General features: G+C 69.3%; 17 protein-coding genes. 10 read left to right on the forward strand and 7 right to left on the reverse strand.

Annotation, left to right across the window (positions count from 1 at the left end; all coding sequences use genetic code 11):
- Position 1 precedes the first annotated feature (1 nt).
- Positions 2-1,087, reverse strand: a complete 1,086-nt coding sequence (gene tilS / locus AMS67_RS06485) for a tRNA lysidine(34) synthetase TilS (RefSeq protein ID WP_053386604.1) — start codon at positions 1,085-1,087, stop codon at positions 2-4.
- A 110-nt stretch (positions 1,088-1,197) separates the two neighbouring features.
- Here tilS and ppa point away from each other — a divergent pair, with 110 nt between their 5' ends.
- Positions 1,198-1,692, forward strand: coding sequence for an inorganic diphosphatase (gene ppa / locus AMS67_RS06490; protein WP_053386605.1), 495 nt, complete (start codon positions 1,198-1,200; stop codon positions 1,690-1,692).
- Positions 1,693-1,788: 96 nt separating this feature from the next.
- Here ppa and AMS67_RS06495 read toward each other — a convergent pair whose 3' ends face one another.
- A complete protein-coding gene (locus AMS67_RS06495; protein WP_082305335.1) occupies positions 1,789-3,171 on the reverse strand; it encodes a M23 family metallopeptidase in 1,383 nt (460 codons plus the stop codon).
- Positions 3,172-3,434: 263 nt separating this feature from the next.
- On the opposite strand from AMS67_RS06495, the gene AMS67_RS06500 reads away from it, so the two are divergent.
- Positions 3,435-3,944, forward strand: coding sequence for a GNAT family N-acetyltransferase (locus AMS67_RS06500; RefSeq protein ID WP_053386606.1), 510 nt, complete (start codon positions 3,435-3,437; stop codon positions 3,942-3,944).
- A gap of 45 nt (positions 3,945-3,989) precedes the next feature.
- On the opposite strand, the gene AMS67_RS06505 is transcribed toward AMS67_RS06500, so the two are convergent.
- Both AMS67_RS06505 and AMS67_RS06510 read right to left on the reverse strand, forming a co-directional pair.
- Positions 3,990-5,165, reverse strand: coding sequence for an acyl-CoA dehydrogenase family protein (locus tag AMS67_RS06505; protein ID WP_053386607.1), 1,176 nt, complete (start codon positions 5,163-5,165; stop codon positions 3,990-3,992).
- A gap of 22 nt (positions 5,166-5,187) precedes the next feature.
- Entirely contained in the window at positions 5,188-5,652 is a 465-nt protein-coding gene (locus AMS67_RS06510) for an Lrp/AsnC family transcriptional regulator (protein ID WP_053386608.1), read from the reverse strand.
- 204 nt (positions 5,653-5,856) lie between these two features.
- On the opposite strand from AMS67_RS06510, the gene AMS67_RS06515 reads away from it, so the two are divergent.
- Positions 5,857-7,149, forward strand: a complete 1,293-nt coding sequence (locus AMS67_RS06515) for an MFS transporter (RefSeq protein ID WP_053386609.1) — start codon at positions 5,857-5,859, stop codon at positions 7,147-7,149.
- Positions 7,150-7,176: 27 nt separating this feature from the next.
- Here AMS67_RS06515 and AMS67_RS06520 read toward each other — a convergent pair whose 3' ends face one another.
- Positions 7,177-7,935: a FadR/GntR family transcriptional regulator gene (locus tag AMS67_RS06520; RefSeq protein ID WP_053351806.1), complete on the reverse strand. Its 759-nt coding sequence runs from the start codon at positions 7,933-7,935 to the stop codon at positions 7,177-7,179.
- A 314-nt stretch (positions 7,936-8,249) separates the two neighbouring features.
- Between AMS67_RS06520 and AMS67_RS06525 the strand changes: the two genes are divergently transcribed.
- The 5 genes from AMS67_RS06525 (at position 8,250) to AMS67_RS06545 (ending at position 15,148) form a co-directional block, all read left to right on the forward strand.
- Positions 8,250-9,770, forward strand: a complete 1,521-nt coding sequence (locus AMS67_RS06525) for an ABC transporter substrate-binding protein (protein ID WP_053386610.1) — start codon at positions 8,250-8,252, stop codon at positions 9,768-9,770.
- A gap of 145 nt (positions 9,771-9,915) precedes the next feature.
- Positions 9,916-10,863: an ABC transporter permease gene (locus AMS67_RS06530; RefSeq protein ID WP_053386611.1), complete on the forward strand. Its 948-nt coding sequence runs from the start codon at positions 9,916-9,918 to the stop codon at positions 10,861-10,863.
- Positions 10,864-10,865: 2 nt separating this feature from the next.
- Positions 10,866-11,792 carry an ABC transporter permease gene (locus AMS67_RS06535; protein WP_053386612.1) on the forward strand — a complete coding sequence of 309 codons (927 nt, stop codon included), beginning with the start codon at positions 10,866-10,868 and terminating at the stop codon, positions 11,790-11,792.
- Positions 11,792-13,642 carry a dipeptide ABC transporter ATP-binding protein gene (locus AMS67_RS06540; protein ID WP_053386613.1) on the forward strand — a complete coding sequence of 617 codons (1,851 nt, stop codon included), beginning with the start codon at positions 11,792-11,794 and terminating at the stop codon, positions 13,640-13,642. Before AMS67_RS06535 ends, AMS67_RS06540 begins: the two co-directional genes overlap by 1 nt.
- Before the next feature lie 105 nt (positions 13,643-13,747).
- Complete coding sequence (locus AMS67_RS06545; protein ID WP_053386614.1) at positions 13,748-15,148, forward strand: amidase; 1,401 nt, start codon at positions 13,748-13,750, stop codon at positions 15,146-15,148.
- A gap of 49 nt (positions 15,149-15,197) precedes the next feature.
- On the opposite strand, the gene AMS67_RS06550 is transcribed toward AMS67_RS06545, so the two are convergent.
- Positions 15,198-15,995: an SDR family NAD(P)-dependent oxidoreductase gene (locus AMS67_RS06550; protein ID WP_053351800.1), complete on the reverse strand. Its 798-nt coding sequence runs from the start codon at positions 15,993-15,995 to the stop codon at positions 15,198-15,200.
- A 97-nt stretch (positions 15,996-16,092) separates the two neighbouring features.
- Positions 16,093-17,577 (reverse strand): aldehyde dehydrogenase family protein, encoded by a 1,485-nt coding sequence (locus AMS67_RS06555; protein ID WP_053386751.1) that lies wholly within the window; start codon positions 17,575-17,577, stop codon positions 16,093-16,095.
- Positions 17,578-17,723: 146 nt separating this feature from the next.
- Here AMS67_RS06555 and AMS67_RS06560 point away from each other — a divergent pair, with 146 nt between their 5' ends.
- Together AMS67_RS06560 and AMS67_RS06565 are read left to right on the forward strand one after the other, a co-directional pair.
- Positions 17,724-18,860, forward strand: coding sequence for a 3-isopropylmalate dehydrogenase (locus AMS67_RS06560; RefSeq protein ID WP_053386615.1), 1,137 nt, complete (start codon positions 17,724-17,726; stop codon positions 18,858-18,860).
- A gap of 57 nt (positions 18,861-18,917) precedes the next feature.
- Positions 18,918-19,367: a VOC family protein gene (locus tag AMS67_RS06565; protein WP_193787071.1), complete on the forward strand. Its 450-nt coding sequence runs from the start codon at positions 18,918-18,920 to the stop codon at positions 19,365-19,367.
- Positions 19,368-19,380 lie beyond the last annotated feature (13 nt).

A 19,380-nucleotide genomic window follows, 5' to 3' on the forward strand; every position in this document is an offset into this window, starting at 1 on the left:
TCTATTCTTCCACTGCGCCGCCGGTGCCCGCGACACTGGCTCGGGGCGATCCGACCCTGCGGGTGTACACGATGCGCCCACCGGATCGGGTCACGGTGATGCCCGGCACCTCGATCGGACCCTGTCCACGCCAATCGGTCACCAGCGCCGCAATGGCGAGCGTGTGCTCACGACTGAGTTCGCTGCCGAACTCCGCCGTCGCGACCGTGCGAATGATGCGGTGGCGCAGCGCCGCCGGATTCGCCGCGAGGGCGCGCACCGACACGGCGATGCCCGCTTCGGCGGGTTCGACGATCTCTTCGATCTGCTCGGCGATGATGACGTCGAAGGCCTCTGCGTCTTCCCGGGCCAGATCTGCGCTCCGCGCGAGCGCCGCAGCGACGCCCGGCCCGAGTTCTCGCTCGAGGTGCGGGAGCACCGAGGTGCGCACCCGCACGCGGGTGAATCGCGGATCGAGGTTCTGCGGATCCTGCCAGGTGTCGAGACCCGCCTCACGGCAGGCGCCGACAGTAACCGCTCGCGTGATGTCTACCGACTCGTCGAGAAATGGCCGCAGCATGATGCTGCGACCGACTGCGCGCCGCGGCGGGATACCGGCAAGACTGCGGGCCCCCGAGCCTCGCGCAAGACCGAGCAGCACCTGCTCCGCCTGATCATCTCGGGTGTGCGCGGTCAGCAGCACCGTCGCACCGGTCTCGACGATCGCGTCGGCGAACTCCGCGTAGCGGGCGTCTCGAGCCGCCGCCTCTGGGCCGTCACCGCGCGCGTGCACCACCTCGACATTCGCCTGACGCACGACCACCGGTGCAAGGCCGAGTTCGACGGCCTGCTGCGCGGCGCGCGACGCCACATCGGCAGACCCCGGTTGCAGACCGTGGTCGACGACGACCGCCCCGGCCCGCAGCCCGGCGCGCGGGGCAACGAAGGCCGTGGCCGCCGCGAGTGCGAGCGAGTCGGCGCCGCCCGACAGTGCGACGAGTACGAGCGGCGCGTTCGCGGCATCCGCGGCCGCATCGAGCGACCCGAATTCGGCCTGCAGCGCGCGGCGCACGGCGTGACGAGTGGCGAGAACGTCGGTCTGCAGCATGACTCCACCGTACCCGGCACCGCGCCCGCCTCCCCCGCGTTCGGGTAGCCTGGGGGCGCAAATGCTCAACGGCCGTTACGCGGCCCGTCACAGAAAGCACGGAGGAGCGCATGGCCGCTGCATTCGATGCCGTCATCGAGATCCCCAAGGGGAGCCGCAACAAGTACGAGGTCGATCACGAGACCGGGCGGGTCTACCTCGACCGCGTGCTCTACACGGGCTTCGTCTACCCGACCGACTACGGCTTCTTCGAGGAGACGCTTGGCGAAGACGGCGATCCGCTCGACGTGCTCGTGCTGCTCGACTACCCGGTGTTCCCGGGCGTCGGCGTCAAGGTGCGCCCCGTCGGAGTGCTCAAGATGAGCGATGAGGCCGGCGGCGACGACAAGGTCATCGCGGTGCAGCACAAGGATCCGCGCTGGGCACACATCCAGGATGTCGCCGACATCCCGGAGTACACCCGCAAGGAGATCGAGCACTTCTTCGAGCACTACAAGGATCTTGAGCCGAACAAGTGGGTCAAGGTCGATGCGTGGGGTTCGGCGGCCGATGCCGAGCAGCTGATCGTCGAGGCGCAGGAGCGTCTGAAGACCGAGGGCCACTGACCCAGGAGCGGCATCGGCGAGTACCTCGCCGCGCACGCAGAGGGGCTCGGGATCACCATGATCCCGAGCCCCTCTGCGTTGCCCGTCGATTGCTCCTTAGTAGAAGCTCATCACCCCCGCCGGGTCGACGAAGTCGTACCACCCGCTGTCTTGGTTCGGGCGCATCTCGAAGTGGAGGTGGCACCCGGTGCTCGCGCCGGTCGACCCGACGTAGCCGAGCAGCTGGCCGGCTTCGACCCACTGCCCCTGGTAGACGCTGCCCCACTGCACCATGTGTGCGTATCGGGTCTGCCAGCCGTTCGTGTGGTTGACGTTGACCATGTTGCCGCCGCCGCCACCGTCCCAGTAGACCATCTGCACCGTGCCCGCAGCCGCGGCGACGATCGGGGTCCAGCAGTTCGTTGCGAGGTCGATACCGGTGTGGTCGGGGCGCCCGGGCGGGCGGAAGCCCTCGGAGACGTAGAAGCCCGAGGTCGGGTACACCCAGCCGTTCGAGCTGCCGTTGCCACCGCCGCCACCGCCGGAGCCACCACCGGTGTCGCCACCACCACCGCCGGAGCCGCCGGAGCCACCACCGGTGCCTCCACCGCCCCCGCCGCCGTTGTTGGCGTTCTCTTGGGCCTGGCGGGCCGCTTCTTCGGCAGCCGCCTTCGCCGCAGCCTCGGCTTCTTTACGCAGGCGTTCTTCTTCGGCTTTACGCTGCTCCTCTTCGATGCGGAGTCGTTCTTCGTAGCCCTTGACCGTCTTGGTCGTCGTGTCTTTCAGTGCCGCGAGTTGCGTCTCGAGGGTCTTCTGCTGTGCCTCTTGCGCCTGCACCTTTTCACCCTGACCGGCGACCGCCGTCGCAGCGGCCTGCTCCTTGTCCTCCTGGACCTGGCGCAGTTCCTCACGCTCCTGCGCTGCGGATTCGGCCTGCTGGCCGAGCGTAGCCGCGGTATTCGAAGCCTGCTCGGCTTCCTGGGAGAGCGAAGTGTTGCGCTCGGTCGCCTTCGACATCGACGCCATGCGGTCGAGCAGTGCGTCGGCAGTGCTGCCGTCGGCGTCGAGGAACATCTCGACGCTGCGATCCACCCCGCCCGAGCGGTACATCTGCGCGACCAGCGCACCCGCGCGATCGGCGGCGTCTTCGGCGTCCTTGCGGCTCTGCTCCGCCTGCTTCTCGAGCGTGTCGGCCTTCGCCGAAGCTGCGGCGAGCGCGTCTTCGGCAGCGCGCAGCTCATCGATCGTGGTGGCGTGCAGGTTCCGCAGACGGTCGAGCTCTTTCTCGCCCTCGGCGATGAGATTCTCGATCTCTTTCACCTTGGCCGAAGCCGCCGACTGGTTCTGCTTGGCGGCCTGCACGTCGTCCCAGGTCGGGAGATCGAGTGCCTGCGCCGGAGCGGCGCCGAGCTGCCCACCGACCAGCGCACCCGCGGCAATCGTGCACACGGCGAATGCCCCGAGCAGGCGCCTGACCGCGCTCGTCCGTCGTTTCCGCATCCTGCCCCCACGTCCTACTTCGACTGCTATCCACGAATACGCTAGCATCGTCGCTCGCGATCTCGGCGAGGCGAGCCGCCCGATAACGATTCGGTCACCAGTGCAATTGCATCGGGTTCACTTCCGTCGCAAGTGGGGCTATCGTGGCCGGTGACCGCCGACAACGGCGTCGCCGGTCGCCTAAACTTTCGCCTCAGCCGCGCTGCGGGGGCCTCGTCATCTCCTGAAATGCGCGCGTCACGCACGTGCGGCAGGCTGGTTGCATGGCTGCCGACATCATCGTATTCACGTGGACACCCGGTTCCGACGACGCCGATCGTGCGCTGCGAGCGCTGCTCGCCGACTACCACCTGGAGACCGAGCGCGAAAAAGGCATGCCGGTCGCAGACGTCGATGCGCTGCCGGATCGCTATCGGCGCGAGGTGCACGATCCCGCCCGAGCATTCGCGGATGACCGCGTGCTCGTGGCGATCGATGGCGGCGCCGCGGTCGGGTGCGTCGTGCTGAGGGCCCCGCGATCCGGCATCTCGGAGCTCACACGGTTATGGGCCGATCCGGCCGCGCGGGGTCGGGGCGTCGCGTCGGCACTGGTGGACACCGCCGCGACCCACGCCCGATCGATCGGCACGCTGGCGCTGCGCCTGTCGGTGTGGGAGTGGCGCTCCCCCGCGATCGCGCTCTACGAGCGACGCGGCTTCACCCGCGTCGACTCCTGGGACGAGCGCCCGCAACTCGTCTGCATGGAACATCGGCTCGCACCGCTCGGCGACTAATCGGTGACCGCGAACCGCACGGTGCGCCAGGCCGCGCGGCGTCCGTCAGTGATCGTCGAGCAGTGCCGCGGCGTACATCGCTTGCGCCGCCTCGGCGCCCGGCGGGTGAAAGAGGCTGGCCGCGGCGTCGCGATAGAGGCGGCTCGCCTCGTTCGCCCCGCCGAACCCTGCCCCGCCTGAGCAGGCGAGGGCCGTTTCGGCAGCACTCCGCGCGGCGTCGCCGGCCGCAATGCGCGCGGTCACGAACTTCAGCGGCCACGCCGCACCGTGATCGATCTGCTCGTCGAAGTCACGGGTCGCGCTGTCGAGGAGTGCGGGCACCGAAAGGAATGCGCGGTGGGCCTCGGCGATCCTCGACCGCCATTCGGGGGCCTCAGCCAGGGCCAGATCGCGGGCTGCGGACCGGCGACGGCGCAGCGCTTCGGCCCCCAGCTCCAGGCAGCGCCGAGCGACACCGGCGTAGACCGAGCCCACGAGCAGTTGGAACTGCGCGGCGATCGAGAAGGTGAGCAGGTCGGGCACGCGGCCGGGTTCCACCCGCCGCACCACCCGGTCGGCCGGAATGACCGCGGCGTCGAGGGTCGTGGCGCGGCTCTGAGACGCGCGCATGCCGAGCACGTCCCAGTGCTCGGAGACCGAGACGCCGGCGTCGCCTCGCTCGATGAACCCGAAGACGAGTTGCGGGCTCTCGGGGTCGCTCGCGTCGAGGCCGTGCGCGATGAGGCGCGTCCAGGCGGGCGACAACGAGGTGAAGATCTTCACCCCCGACAAGCGGTAGCTGCCGTCGGGCTGGGGATCCGCCACCGTATTCGAGCCCTGCAGCACCCAGTCATTGCCGGGCTCGCTGATGCCGAATGCGAAGATCTCGCCGGCTACCGCTTCGTCGAGTACCCGCACGAGGGACCGGTCACCGCGGGCGAGCAGCGCCGCCGCAACGCCCGTGCACAGCAGGTGCATGTTGACGGCCAGTGCAGTCGCGGGTGCGGCGCCGGCCAGTCGCTGCTGCAACCGCGACACCTCGTGGAGGGTCAGGCCGGGGCCTCCGAACTCGGCGGGCACGAAGACCTGCAGGTAGCCGCGGTCGATCAGCTCGGCGAGGTCTTCATCGAAGAACCGGTTCTCGCGGTCGTACTCAGCGGCGCGCTCGCGGACGCGCGCGAGCACCTCGGCGGGCAGGTAGTGCTCGGCGAGTTCGGCGTGACGGGTCTCACGATCATTCATGGACCCAGTCTATGAGTGAGGGTCAGCTGCCGGCATCGAGCAAACCGGTCACGCGGTACGGGATCACCTCGCGCAAGAAGAGGCTCGTCGAGGTGCGGGTAATGCCCGGGCAGAGGCGAATCTCTTCACTCACCCGGTAGAGGTCGTCGGGGTCTCGGGCGACGACGCGCAGCAAGAGGTCGGTGCTGCCGGCGGGTGCGAAGCACTCGAGCACCTCTGGGATGCCGGCGAGCGCCGCGATCGCGTCACCGATCAGATGCTGGTCGAGTTCGACCTGCACGCTGGCGGCGACGGGGCGCCCCAGAGCGGCGGGTGCGACGCGGGAGCTGTGCAGACGCAAAGCGCCCGAATCGCGCAACTTCTCGAGCCGTGCCTGCACGGTGCCGCGCGCGAGACCCAATTTCGTCGCGATCATGGCGGTCGGCATTCGAGCATCCTGATCAAGCAGATGCAGAATGCGCCGGTCCGTCGTATCGATGACGCTCATATTGCCCACTTTCTGCCCGACTCATGATCTCCATATTGATCATATCGATCAATTCAGACCGAGTCGCTTGCGCAGATCGACTCGCATACGATGAACTCATACACGTGCCGGTGGACACCCCCGCCGCACGTGGATCCCTCCCGCACCACCCCGCGGGCGATACACCCGAACGCGCCACCCTTGCGTTCGCAGAAGGAGACCGCCATGTCCCAGGCACCCGCGGCGCCGCTCGCGCACCGCACCCCAGCGCTCACCACCCCGAACGCCCCCTCCCGGCAGGCCCGCCCCGGCCTCCCCCACCCGGCGCTGCACCGACCGCGTGCCCGGGTCGTGCTCACCGCACTCGCACTGTTCACGCTGCTGGTGAGTGCCAACCTCAGTACGCCGCTGTTCCCGCTGCTCGAGACACAGTTGGGCATCGACTCGCTCGGCGTCACGATCGCGTTCTCGAGCTATGTGCTCGCGCTGATCGTCGGGCTGCTCGTGTTTCGCCACGTCGCCGACCGGGTCAATCGCCGCACCGTGCTGGTCGCCGCCCTCGCGGCCGCCTCGCTCGCCACCGCGGCCCTCGCCTTCGCGCCGACGCTCGGCTGGTTCTGCGTCGCCCGCGCCGTGCAGGGCATCGCGGTGGCGTGCGCGACGGGCATCGGCTCGGGCGCGCTGCGCGCATTGCTGCCCGGCCGCCCGGCGCTCGTCGGTCGCCTCACGCTGCTCGCAACGTCGGGCGGTGTGGCGGCCGGGCCGGTCGCCGGCGGGCTGCTCTCACTGGTCGGTGTTCCGTTGCACACCCCGTATCTGGTGGTCGCGGCACTCTTGGCCACCCTCGTGCAGCTGGTACTGCTCATCGCGCCGCACCCCGAATGCGCGCCGCAGTATCTCGGCATCGCCCTCGCTGATGCCCCCGAGCCTCAGCCCGATGGTGTCGGATCACCGGGCCGCAACCACCCGCACGCCGCACGCGCGTTCCGCCTCGCCGCGGCCACCGGGTTCTTGAGCTTCACCGTGTTCGGATTCTGCTTGTCGCTCGCACCGTCGCACTTCGCCGTGATCGCCGGCACCGAGTCGCGCCCGGTCATCGGCGCACTCGCCGCCATCACCCTCGCCGCCTCGGCGCTGGTGCAGGTGCTGCCCCTGCGCGGACGCTGGCGTCTGCCGGTCGGGCTCGCAGTGCTCGCGATCGCGCTCATCGGTCTGGCCGCGGCCGGCACGATCGGTGCCGTCTGGTTCCTCATTGTCACCTGCGCGCTCGCCGGCGCCGGGCAGGGCATCGCGTTCCAGTCGGCGTTCACGGCCGCGACCGCGGCCGTCGATCCGCAGCGCCACGCATCGACGGTGAGCGCGATCTACACGGTGACCTACCTCGGCAGCGCCGTACCGGTGATCGGACTCGGCGTCTTGGTCGGGTCGCTCGGACTGGCGCCGGCCGTCACCGTGTTCGCCCTGGGGGCCGCGACGCTCAGCGTGGTGCTGGCGCTGGTCGGCGCACGGCGAAGGTGAGCACGCAGCGCCAAACGCAGGCGGGCGCTACTCGGCGAGCGCGGCCAGTGCGCGGCGGTCGATGTCGTTCTCGACCAGCAGCCCGAAGCGGTCGGCCACCGCACGTCGGGCGATGCGGCTCGCGAGCTCGGCGTTGCGCTGCTCGATCGCAGTGAACAGGGAACGGTCGATCGTGGCGGATTCGAGCTTCAGGCTGTTGTCGTGGTGCTCGTTCTCGACGTCGCGCTGAATGATCGCGCGCAGCACTCCCGACACGGCTTCGCCGGTGAGCCGCAGCACCTCGTTGCCACTCGCCTCCCAGATCGCCTCGTGGAATTCGACATCGGCGGCGGCGAAGGTATCGGCGTTCGCCTCGGCGTCGCGCTCCATCTGCTCGATGGCCGCGCGCATGCGGTCGAGCTGATCCGGGGTGTGGCGCACCGCAGCGAGGCGACTCGTCGTGCCCTCGAGCACGACACGGTACTCGACCAGCGCGGAGACGTCGAGGGCGTCGGTACCGACGAGCGCGCGCAGCGAGCGCGAGAGGGTCTTGGACGACGGCGCGAGCACGACGGGCCCGCCGCGCGTGCCGGGGCGCGACTCGAGCAGGCCCATGCTCTGCAGAATACGCAGCGCCTCGCGCACGGTCGGTCGGCTGACGCCGAACTGCACCATGAGGTCGCGTTCACTCGACAGCTGAGATCCGACAGGGATGTCACCCGAGACGATCGCCTGTTCGATCTGATCGACGATGCGCTGATAGGTGTGCACGGGCACCGCCGGCTCGAAGCTGTGGGTCGTGGACACCTGGTCTCTTCCTGGTGGGCGGTGCGGCGACGGCTGGTCGGCGGTCCGCGGGCGGCTGAGCGACTGCGCTCGGTTACGGCTGTATCACGACTCGGGGTCACCGGTCGCGTGATCCGATGATAGCGCCCACTTAAGTGGTCTTACCATGTATCCTGGTTCGAAATCTCTCGGGATTTGCAGTACCCCGCAGTACCCGTTCCGCGCATACGCTGTGCTGTGCGGAACGGTGATTGGGCATCGTCGCCCGAATACTCACCCATCAACGGCCACGGATCCCGAGGCCTGAGTCACAGGAAAGCAGCCACAGGAAAGCAATGATGCGACGTAAGAATGCGATTCTCACCACGGCGGCGCTCGCCACCGCGGCCGTTCTCGGTCTAGCCGGCTGCTCCGCCGGCGCGGGCAGCAGCTCGGGCGGTGACGGCGACACCCCGACGACTGCAACCATCGCCATCACCGGCACACCGACGAACCTCGACTTCACCACGACCGCCGGCTCCGCGATTCCGCAGGCGCTCATGTCGAACGTCTACGAAGGCCTCGTCGAGCTCGACCAGTCGGGCGAGATTCAGCCGCTCCTCGCGAAGGAGTGGACGGTCAGCGACGATCGCAAGACCTACACCTTCACCCTGCAAGAGGGCGTGACGTTCTCAAACGGCGACGAGTTCACCGCTGATGACGTGAAGTTCAGCTTCGACCGTGTCAAGACCGACTGGGTTTCGAGCCTCAAGGCGAAGATGGATGTCGTCGACAGCGTTGACGTCGTCTCGCCGACCGAGGTGGCCGTGACGCTGAGCACCCCGTCGAACGCCTGGCTCTTCAGCCTCGCGACGCCCGTCGGAGCGATCTTCTCGGAGGACGGCGTGGCCGACCTCGCCAACACCCCCGTTGGCACCGGCCCCTACGCCGTCGAGAAGTGGACGCCGAACGAGAGCCTCGTCTTTGACACCCGCGACGACTACTGGGGCGAAGCGCCCGGCGTCGAGCAGGTCACGCTGAAGTACTTCGCCGACGCGACGGCCACCACCAACGCGCTGCAGACTGGCGACGTCGACGCGATCGCGAACCTGCAGGCGCCCGAGCTGCTGTCGAGCTTCGAGTCCGACGACAAGTTCGTGGTCACCACCGGCACGTCGAGCGGCGAGGTGTCGCTCTCCATGAACAACAAGGCCGCACCCTTCGACGACGTGCGCGTGCGCCAGGCAGTGCTCTACTCCCTCGACAAGCAGGCGATCCTCGACACCGCGTGGAACGGCTACGGCTCGCTCGTCGCCACCTACGCGACGCCGACCGATCCGTACTACGAGGATCTGAACGACACGTACCCCTACGACCCCGAGAAGGCCAAGGAGCTCCTCAAGGAGGCCGGCCAGGAGAACCTGGACATCACGTTCACGGTGCCGACCCGCCCCTACGCGCAGGCCGTCTCCGAGATCGTCGTGTCGCAGCTGAAAGACGTGGGCATCAACGCGAAGATCGAGTCCGCCGAGTTCCCCGCCGTCTGGCTGGATCAGGTGTTCAACAAGCATGACTACCAGCTGACCACGGTGCTCGCCGTCGAGGCGCGCGACATCCTCACCGTGTTCAACGACCCGAACTACTACATCGGGTACGACAACTCGAAGATCGCCCCCATCGCTGCGGAGGCCGACGCCGCCGACGAGGCCGGCTACGTCGAGGGCATGAAGCGGGTCTCCGAGCAGATCGTCGACGATGCCGCATCGGGCGTGCTGTTCCTCTTCCCGAACATCACGGTTGCGAAGGCCGGGCTGCAGGGCATGCCCGAGAATGCGATTATCGAGGCGCTCGACCTCACCGACCTGAGCTGGAAGTAACACTTCTCGCCCAGACTCTGGGTGAGTGATTGCTGCCCCGTACCCAACGGGTTCGGGCAGTAATCGCTCACCCAGCACCCTGCACCACCCGCAGTGTGCACGACGCAACACCCCGCACCCCTCCCCCTGAACTCGAGGAACCCGCATGGCCATACGGATCCTGATCAATCTCGCGAGATTCGCGGTGACCTATGTCGTCGCCACGGTCGTCGTGTTCCTCTTCATGCGCTTGATCCCCGGCGACCCCGCCCAGATCGCGCTCGGCACCAACGCCACCCCCGAACTCCTCGCACAGACGCGCGAGCAGTTCGGCACGAACCGCCCGCTCATCGTGCAGTACTTCGAGTGGTTCGGCGGCTTGCTCACTGGCGACTTCGGCACCTCGTACGTCACGCGCACCGACATCAGCCCGATGGTGCTCGATCGCGTGCAGGTCAGCCTGATCCTCGTACTCACCGCGATGGTGGTCGCCCTGCTCGTCGCGATTCCGCTCGGCACCTGGGCCGCGGTGAAGCACCGCAACTTCTCGGGCGTCGCCATCGGGCTCGGATCGCAGATCGGCGTCGCGATCCCCGGCTTCCTCGCCGGCATCCTGCTCGTCATGGTGTTCGCGGTCGGCCTCGGCTGGCTCCCGGCGAACGGCTGGACCGCACCATCCGAAGACTTCGGCGACTTCGTTCGCCGGTTGATCCTGCCCGTCGTGGCCCTCGCCTCCGTGCAGGGCGCGATTCTCACCCGCTACGTGCGCTCGGCCGTGCTCGAGGTGATGAGCGAGGACTACCTGCGTACCGCCCGCGCGAAGGGCCTGAGCAAGAACGGCGCGCTGCTGAAGCACGGCCTGCGCAACGCCGCGATTCCGGTCATCACCGTGACGGGCGTGCAGATCGCGGCGCTCATCATCGGCGCCGTGGTCATCGAGCGCGTGTTCGTGATTCCGGGCCTCGGCTCGATGCTGCTCGACGCCGTCGGCAACCGCGACATGCTCACCGTGCAATCGGTGGTCATGGTGCTCGTCGCCATCACCCTGATTCTCAACCTCGTCGTCGATGTGCTCTACACGCTCATCGATCCGCGTCTGCGAAGGAGCGCCTAGCCATGAGCACGCAACAGGTTCCCACCCCGCCCTCCCAGGCGCCGCGCACCAGCGCGATCAGCGCACCGGGCAACTCCAGCCTGAGCGGCGGGGCCGCGAAGCCCGGTCGCCGCAAGCTGTCGACCACGCTGATCATCGGCCTCGTACTGATCGGGCTCGTCGCGCTCGCGGCGCTGGTGTCGTTCGTGTGGACGCCCTACGACCCCACGCAGGCGATGCCGGCGGATCGCCTCCAGGGCTCCAGCGCCGCGCACCTCATGGGCACCGACAAGTACGGCCGCGATGTGTTCTCGGCGATGCTGTACGGCGCGCGCATCACGCTCTTCGTCGGCGTCATCTCGGTCGGCATCGCGATCGTTATCGGCACGCCCCTCGGCATCCTCGCGGGCATCCGTGGCGGGTGGATCGAGGAGGTCATCATGCGCGCCTCCGACATCGCGCTCGCCTTCCCGGCACTGCTGCTCGCGATCATGTTCAGCGCGGTCTTCGGCGCTTCGACGCTGACCGCCATGGTGGCGATCGGCATCGCGACCATTCCGGGCTTCGCGCGCGTCGCCCGCTCGGGCACCCTGCAGGTGATGACGACCGAGTACGTGCTCGCGGCGCGCGCGGCGAGCCAGTCGCGGTTCCGGATCGCCCTGCGTCACGTGCTCCCCAACATCGTGGGCATGGTCGTCGTGCAGTCGTCGGTCTCGTTCGCCCTCGCCGTGCTCGCGGAGGCCGGCCTGAGCTTCCTGGGCCTCGGCACCCCGCCGCCCACCCCGTCGTGGGGGCGCATGCTGCAGGAGTCGCAGCAGTTCCTCGGCACCGAGCCGATGCTGGCCGTGTGGCCGGGCATCGCCATCGCCATCGCGGTCATGGGCTTCAACCTGCTGGGTGACGGCCTGCGCGACCGCTTCGATCCGAAACTGAACGGGAGCCGCGGCTGATGCGCACCGAATCCACCGCCGGCGCTGCCGGTACCGCCGCGCGCGGCGACCTGCTGCTCCGCGTCGACGACCTCAACGTGCGCACCCCGCACCGCACCCTCGTCTCCGACTTCTCGCTGCACATGGCGCACGGCGAGCGCATCGGCCTGATCGGCGAGTCGGGGTCGGGCAAGTCGATGACCACGACCGCGCTCCTCGGCCTCCTGCCGAACGGCGTCACGGCCGACGGTTCGGTCGAGATCGACGGCTACGCGGGCAACCTGCTCGAGGCGCCCGAGCGCGATCTCATGAAGCTGCGCGGCAACGACGTGGCGATGGTGTTCCAGGAGCCGCTCACGGCGCTCAACCCGCTGATGCGGGCGGGGGCGCAGATCGCGGAGATCATTCTGCAGCACAAGCTCGCGCCGACGAAGGCCGAGGCGAATCGTCGCGCTGTCGAGATGCTCGACGCCGTGCATCTGCCCGACCCCGCGCAGGCCGCGCGCGCCTACCCGCACCAGCTCTCGGGCGGTCAGCGTCAGCGCGTCATGCTCGCGATGGCGCTCGCGAACGACCCGTCGCTGCTGCTCTGCGACGAGCCCACGACGGCGCTCGACGTCACGGTGCAGCGCCAGGTGCTCGACCTCATTCTCGAGCTCGTGCGCGAGCGCGGCACCGGCCTCCTCTTCATCACGCACGACCTCGCCGTCGTCGCGAACATGTGCACGCGCGTGCTCGTGATGAACCAGGGCGTCGTCGTCGAGGAGGGCACCACCGAAGACGTCTTCACCCGTCCGCAGCACCCCTACACGCGGGGACTGCTCGCGGCCTCCGATCTCGACGCGGTCGACGCGAACGGGCGCCTCTTCACCGTCGCGACGGCGCAGGAGTACGTGCCGCCGCCCGCGGATGCGGCTCTCGGTGCCGACGAGGCCCTCGCAGGTGCGGCGGCGGATCACCCGGCGCCCGCTGATCCGGCACCCGTCGCTGGTACGCCCGCGACCACAGCATCCGCGGCCGCCGCGCCCGCCGGCGCCTTGGCCCCCAGCACCGCAGCCGCCGAGCCCGCGATGCGCGTCACCGATCTCGTGCGCACCTACACCCGCGGCCGCACGAGCCTGTTCAAGCCGGCGCCCGAGGTGCACGCACTGAAGGGCATCTCGTTCGAGGTGCCCGAGGGCGGCCGCCTCGGCGTCGTCGGCGAATCGGGCTCGGGCAAGTCGACGCTGCTGCGCATCCTCGCCGGCCTCGACCAGCCCACTTCGGGCAGCGCGATCGTCGCCGGCAATGAGGTGAAGGGCGCGAAGGAAGCGCAACTGCGCGAGCTGCGGCAGAACCTGCAGATCGTGTTCCAGGATCCGATGGGGTCGCTCGACCCGCGCATGACCGTCGAACAGATCATCTCGGAGCCGCTGCTCGTGCCCGGCCGCGGCGAATCGGCGGCCGACCGCAAGCGCATGGTCGCCGAAATGTTGGAGGCGGTTGGGCTGCCCGCCTCGTCGGCCGAGCGCTTTCCGCACCAGTTCTCGGGCGGACAGCGTCAGCGCATCTCGATCGCCCGCGCACTGATCTGCCGACCGAAGGTGGTCGTCGCCGACGAGCCCGTCAGCGCACTCGACGTCTCGGTGCGCGCGCAGGTGCTGAACTTGCTCGCCGACCTCGTCGACGAGTACGGGCTCACGCTCGTCTTCGTGTCGCACGACCTCAACGTGGTGCGGCACCTCTGCGACTCGGTCATCGTGATGCAGTCGGGCGAGATCGTCGAGGCCGGCGACACCGAGACCGTGTACCGCGCCCCGCAGCACCCGTACACGCAGCGCCTCATCGATTCGTCGCTGACGCTGCGACAGGAGCTCGCGCAGAGCGCCTGATGCGACGGGGTGGGGGCGGCGCGACCACGCGGCACCCCCACCCCGGCCCGCGTCACGGGTGCGCGCTCCCCCAGCCCGACCATTCACCCGAACGAAAGGCCCAGGATGACCTCGAACCGCCCCGCCTCCCTCGACGCCTCCGCGCTCAACGCGCACTACGCCGACGGATCGCTCAGCCCCTCCGAGGTCGCCGAAGACGTCATCGCCCGCGTCGAGGCGCGCGAGCCTGAACTCAATGCGCTGTACCTGTTCGACGCCGCGCAGGTGCGCGCCGACGCCGCCGCGTCGACGGAGCGCTGGCGTTCGGGCACCCAGCTCGGCGCGTTCGACGGTGTGCCCGCCACGGTCAAGGAGAACATCGCCCGGGCCGGTCAGCCGAAGCCCGCGGGCACGGCGATCCCGAACCCGCCGATCGCGGCCCAGAACGCTCCCACGACCGACCGCCTGCTCGAGTCCGGCGCGGTCATCGTCGGCACGACCACCATGCCCGACTGGGGCATGCTGTCGTCGGGCGTCTCGAGCCTCCACGGCATCACCCGCGGTGCGCTGAACCCCGCGCACACGTCGGGCGGATCCAGCGCCGGCGCGGGCACGGCCGCCGCAGCAGGTTACGGGCCATTCCACATCGGCACGGATATCGGCGGTTCGATCCGGCTCCCCGGCTCGTGGCAGGGGCTCACCGCGCTGAAGCCCAGCGAGGGGCTCATTCCGCTCGACGTGCCCTACACCGGGCGCGCGGCGGGGCCGCTGACGCGCTCGGCCGCCGACGCGATCCGCCTCATGTCGATCGTGGCGCAGCCCGACCCCCGCGACTACCTCACCCGCGCGTATCAACCGATGAAGTGGTCGACCGAGCCGCTCGCCCCCGCGGGCCTGCGCATCGCGCTGCAGCTCGACGCCGGGTCAGGCCTTCCCGTCGAACCGGAGACCCGGGCCGCCATCGAGCGCGCCGCAGCACTCTTCGAAGCAGCGGGCTCGACGGTCGTGCCGCTCGACCCCTTCGTGCCCGCAACGGTGCTCGACGGTCTCGTGAACTTCTGGCGCAGCCGATCCTTCGCCGACTTCGAAGTGCTCTCGGAGTCCGACCGCGCCACCGTACTGCCGTTCATCGCGGCCTGGTGCGAGGCCGGCGCCGGCTTCTCGGCCGCGCAGACCGTGCGCAACCGGGGCATGGCCGATGAGATGGCGCGCCTCACCCGCGCCGCGACCCAACCGTTCGACCTCGTACTGTCCCCCGTGACGCCCGTCGCCGCGTTCGCCGCCGAAGACCCCATGCCGATCACCGACCCGCTGCAGACCATGGGGCACATCTCGTTCACCGTGCCCTACAACATGTCGGGGCAGCCCGCTGTGTCGGTCGGCGCCGGCGTGCAGGCTGACGGTCGCACCATCGGCCTGCAGATCGCGGGGCGCATCGGCACCGACGATCACCTGATGCGGGTGGCGCTGTGGTTCGAGGGCGCGCGCGGGGCCGATGCCGAGGTGGACTGGGCCCGCGTGGCCTGAGTGCCGGGCGCGGGGTGCCTCGGTGCGCCCCCGGCCCGGCCCGAAACCGCTACGAGGCGGGCGGTGTGAAGCGCCCGTCGATCGCGGTCCACCCGCCGTCGACGGTGAGCGTGGAGCCGGTCACGAACGACGACGCGTCTGATGCGAGATACACCACGGCGCCGGCCAGCTCGTCGGGGCGCGACCAGCGGCCGAGCGCGCTCTTCTGCGCGTAGGCGCCGTACCACTCGTCGTTCGCTTTGATCTGGGCGGTCAGCGGCGTCTCGACGACGCCGGGAGCCACCACGTTGACGCGCACGCCCTGCGCGCCGTACTCGGCGGCCGCGGTCTTCGCGAGCTGCACGAGCCCGGCCTTGGTCGCCGCGTAGACGCCCTGCCCGGGTTCGACGACCTGGGCGCGAATCGACGCGAATCCGATGATCGACCCGCCACCGTTGGCGGCGAACTTCGTGCCGAACTGGCGAATGAGCTGGAACGACGCCCGCAGGTTGAGGTTCACGACGCGGTCGAACTCGTCGAGTGTGTAATCTTCCATGCGCTTGCGCACGTTGGTCGCGGCGGTGAAGACCAGCGCGGATGCCGTGCCGAAGCGCTCGGCCGCAGCGGCGACCGCGTCGTCGTCGAGCACGTTCAGCTCATAGGCCTCGGCCACGCCGCCCTGTTCAGCGATCAGCGCAACCGTCGCCTCGGCGCCCTCGAGCGAGTAGTCGGCGACCACGACGTGCGCGCCCTGCGCGGCGAGCGCCTGCGCCGACTCGCGACCGATGCCGCTGCCGGCGCCGATCACCACGATCGTGCGCCCGTCGAGGCGGAAGAGCTGCGAGTAGTCGATCGGCGAGTGGCTCATGCGGGATTCTCCTGGAATTCGGTTCGTGTCTGGGTATCGAGTGCGGTGCGCTGCAGTTCGACGTGCTGCGCGGCGGTGCGGGATCGCCGGGCCGGCGTCAGCCGCGCGCCCGCGGGCGGATCATCGCCATGCGCGTCACCGTGAACTCCTCGATGGCGAAGCGGGGGCCTTCGCGCCCGATGCCCGAATCTTTCACGCCGCCGTAGGGCATGATGTCGGATCGGAAGCCGGGGATCTCGTTGACGACGACGCCGCCGACCTCGAGGCGGTCGATCGCGGCGAAGGCGCTCTCGAGCGATGCGGTGTAGATGGCGGCCTGCAGCCCGTAGCGCGAGTCGTTGACGAGGTCGATCGCGTCGTCGATGGAGTCGACGGTCGTGAGGCACACGACGGGCCCGAAGATCTCTTCGCACCAGACGTCGACGTCGGCGGGCACGTCGCCGAGCACGATCGGGGCGAGGTGCGCGGCGCCGCGCTGCTCCGAGACGGCACCGGGTCCGTCGGTCAGCAGCGTGGCGCCCGCGGCGAGTGCTCTATCGATCATCGCGCGAATGCGCTCGCCCGAGGCGGCGTTGATCACGGGGGCGACGTTCGTCGCGAGGTCGCGGGGGTCACCGAAGACGAGCTCGCCCATGCGCTCGACGAGGCGGGCCGAGAAGCGTTCGGCGATCCCGCGCTCGAGCACGACGCGCTGCACCGAGATGCACGCTTGCCCGTTGGCGTAGAAGCCACCGCGCAGCACGGCGTCAACTGAGGCTTCGAGGTCGGCATCGTTCGCGACGATGAAGCCGGTGTTCGAACCGAGTTCGAGTACGGCCTTGCGCGGCGCGGCCTGCTGGGCGATGAGGTGGCCAATCTTGGCCGAGCCCGTGAACGACACGATGGCCGCGCGCGGGTCGCGCACGAGGGTCTCGCCGACGATCGGGTCGCCGTTGACGAGCTGCACCGCGGCGGGCGTGACGCCGTGCGCGGCGAGGATCTCACGGGTGATCGCGAGCAGCTCGATGGTCGCGAGCGGCGTGTTCGGTGCCGGCTTGATGATGACGGGGCAGCCCGCGGCGATGGCGGGCGCAAGCTTGTGGGTCGCGAGCAGCAGCGGGTAGTTGAACCCGGCGATGCCGATCACGATGCCGGCGGGCTTGCGAGTGTAGTAGCCGATCATGCCGCGACCGAGCTCTTGCAGGTCGAGCGGCACGGTCTCGCCGTGAATGTGCGAGACCTCTTCGGCGGTCGCCTCGAGCGTGACGATGGTGCGGTTCACCTCGGTGCGGCAGTCGACGCGCGGCTTGCCGGTCTCGAGCACCAAGAGGTCTTCGAGGTGCTGCGCCTCGGCGCGCACCCGGGCAGTGAGTTCGGTCAGGATCGCCTTGCGCTGCGCGGTGGTGAGCGCGGCGACCGCGGCCCGCGCTGCATCGGCGGCATCGAGGGCGTCGCGCGAATCCTGCTCGCCGCTCACCGGGGCCGTACCGATAACCGTGCCGTCGAACGGGAAGACGACGTCGGAGCTCGCCGCAAACTCCCGCCACCCGTCGCCGATCGGCAGTGCGCCGGCGGGCGCGAGAAGGTCGAGTGCGTGTGACATGGCGGCTCCCTGCGGCGTGAGCGCGCGGTTCGCGGTGCTGCGGTGCACCCGAGACGTCGCGCTGAGTGGTCTTACCATTTAATATAGATCACCAAGAGGCCCAATTCAAAGGCGTGTGCGGCCGACCGCCGTCGAAAGGATCGACCATGACGAACAGCTACACGATCGCGGTACTTCCCGGCGACGGCATCGGCCCCGAGGTGGTCGGCTGCGCGCTCGAGGTGCTCGACGCCGCCGAGCAGCGCTTCGGGTTCACAACCGACCGCAGCACCTTCGCCGCGGGTGCAAACCACTACCTCGAGACCGGCGAACTGTTCGACGCCGTCGAGGCGCAGCTGCGCGACAAAGACGCGATCCTGTTCGGCTCCATGGGAGACCCCCGCGTCACCCCCGGCATTCTTGAGCGCGGATTCATCCTCGAGATGCGCCAGCGCTTCCAGCAGGCGGCGAACGTGCGCCCCGTGCGCCTCTACCCCGGCGTGCCCACACCGATCGCCGATCTCGCTCCTGAGCGGTGCGAGATGGTCATCGTGCGCGAGAACACCGAGGGTGCCTACGTCGGCCGCGGCTCCACGGTGCACGCCGGCACTCCCAACGCGGTCGCGATGCAGGAGTCGCTGAACACTCGCGCCGGCATCGAGCGCGTGGTCGACTTCTCGTTCCGCCTCGCGCTGGGACGCCGCAAGAAGCTGACGCTCGTGCACAAGACCAACATTCTGGTCGCCGCCGGTCAGCTCTGGCAGCAGGTCGTCAGTGAGGTCGGCGAGCGCTACCCCGAGGTCGAGCTCGACTACGTGCACGTCGACGCGATGTGCTTCCACCTGCCACTCGCCCCCGAGCGCTTCGACGTCGTGGTCACCGACAACCTCTTCGGCGACATCATCACCGACCTCGGCGCAGTGATTCAGGGCGGGCTCGGCGTCGCGACCAGCGCGAACCTCAACCTCGACGGCACCGCACCCAGCATGTTCGAAGCGATCCACGGATCGGCGCCCGACATCGCCGGGAAGGGCTGGGCGAACCCGGCCGGGGCGATCCTCTCTCTCGCGCTGATGCTCGGGCATCTCGGCGAGGGTGAGGCGGCACGCGCCGTCGAGGCCGCGACCGTCGAGGTGCTCGGCTCGCTGCCCGCACTCGCGGGCGCCGACATGGGTGCGACGACCGCGGAGCTCGGATCGCGGATCGCCGCGATCGTGCGCGACGGCCGCGCCGACACCGGGCTCGTGCCCGACTCGCTGCTCGGCGTGCTCGCGGGCATCGCGCCGTCGCGTCTCGCGGCGTAAGTTCCGCACTGCGCACCACTCTGGCACCGGGAGTTTCGAACGCGTATTCTCTGCCGTATGGCACTGCAGCGTTTGGATCACATCAGCATCGTCGTGCGCGACCTCGAGGCCGCGATCGACTTCTTCGTCGAGCTCGGCCTGAACGTCGACGGCCGCTCCCCGATCTCGGGTGACTGGGTCGACGCGGTGGTCGGCATCCCTGGGCTGCGCGCTGAAATCGCGATGATGCGCACCCCCGACGGCAGCGGGGTCATCGAACTCACCCGGTTCGACGAGCCCGCCGCCGTCGAGACGACGCCCTCGCCCGACACGCCCCAGGCGCTCGGGCTGCGCAGCATCATGTTCGCGGTGACCGACGTCGACGCCACGGTCGATCGCATGAGCGCGGTCGGCGGCGAGCTCATCGGGTCGATCGCCCGCTACGAAGATCAGTATCGTCTCTGCTACCTGCGCGGCCCCGAGGGCATCATCGTCGCGCTGGCCGAGGAGCTGACGCCGCAGGCCTGACCGGCGGGCCCGA

Source organism: Leucobacter japonicus (assembly GCF_001273855.1).
In the GTDB taxonomy this organism is placed as follows: Bacteria; Actinomycetota; Actinomycetes; order Actinomycetales; family Microbacteriaceae; genus Leucobacter; species Leucobacter japonicus.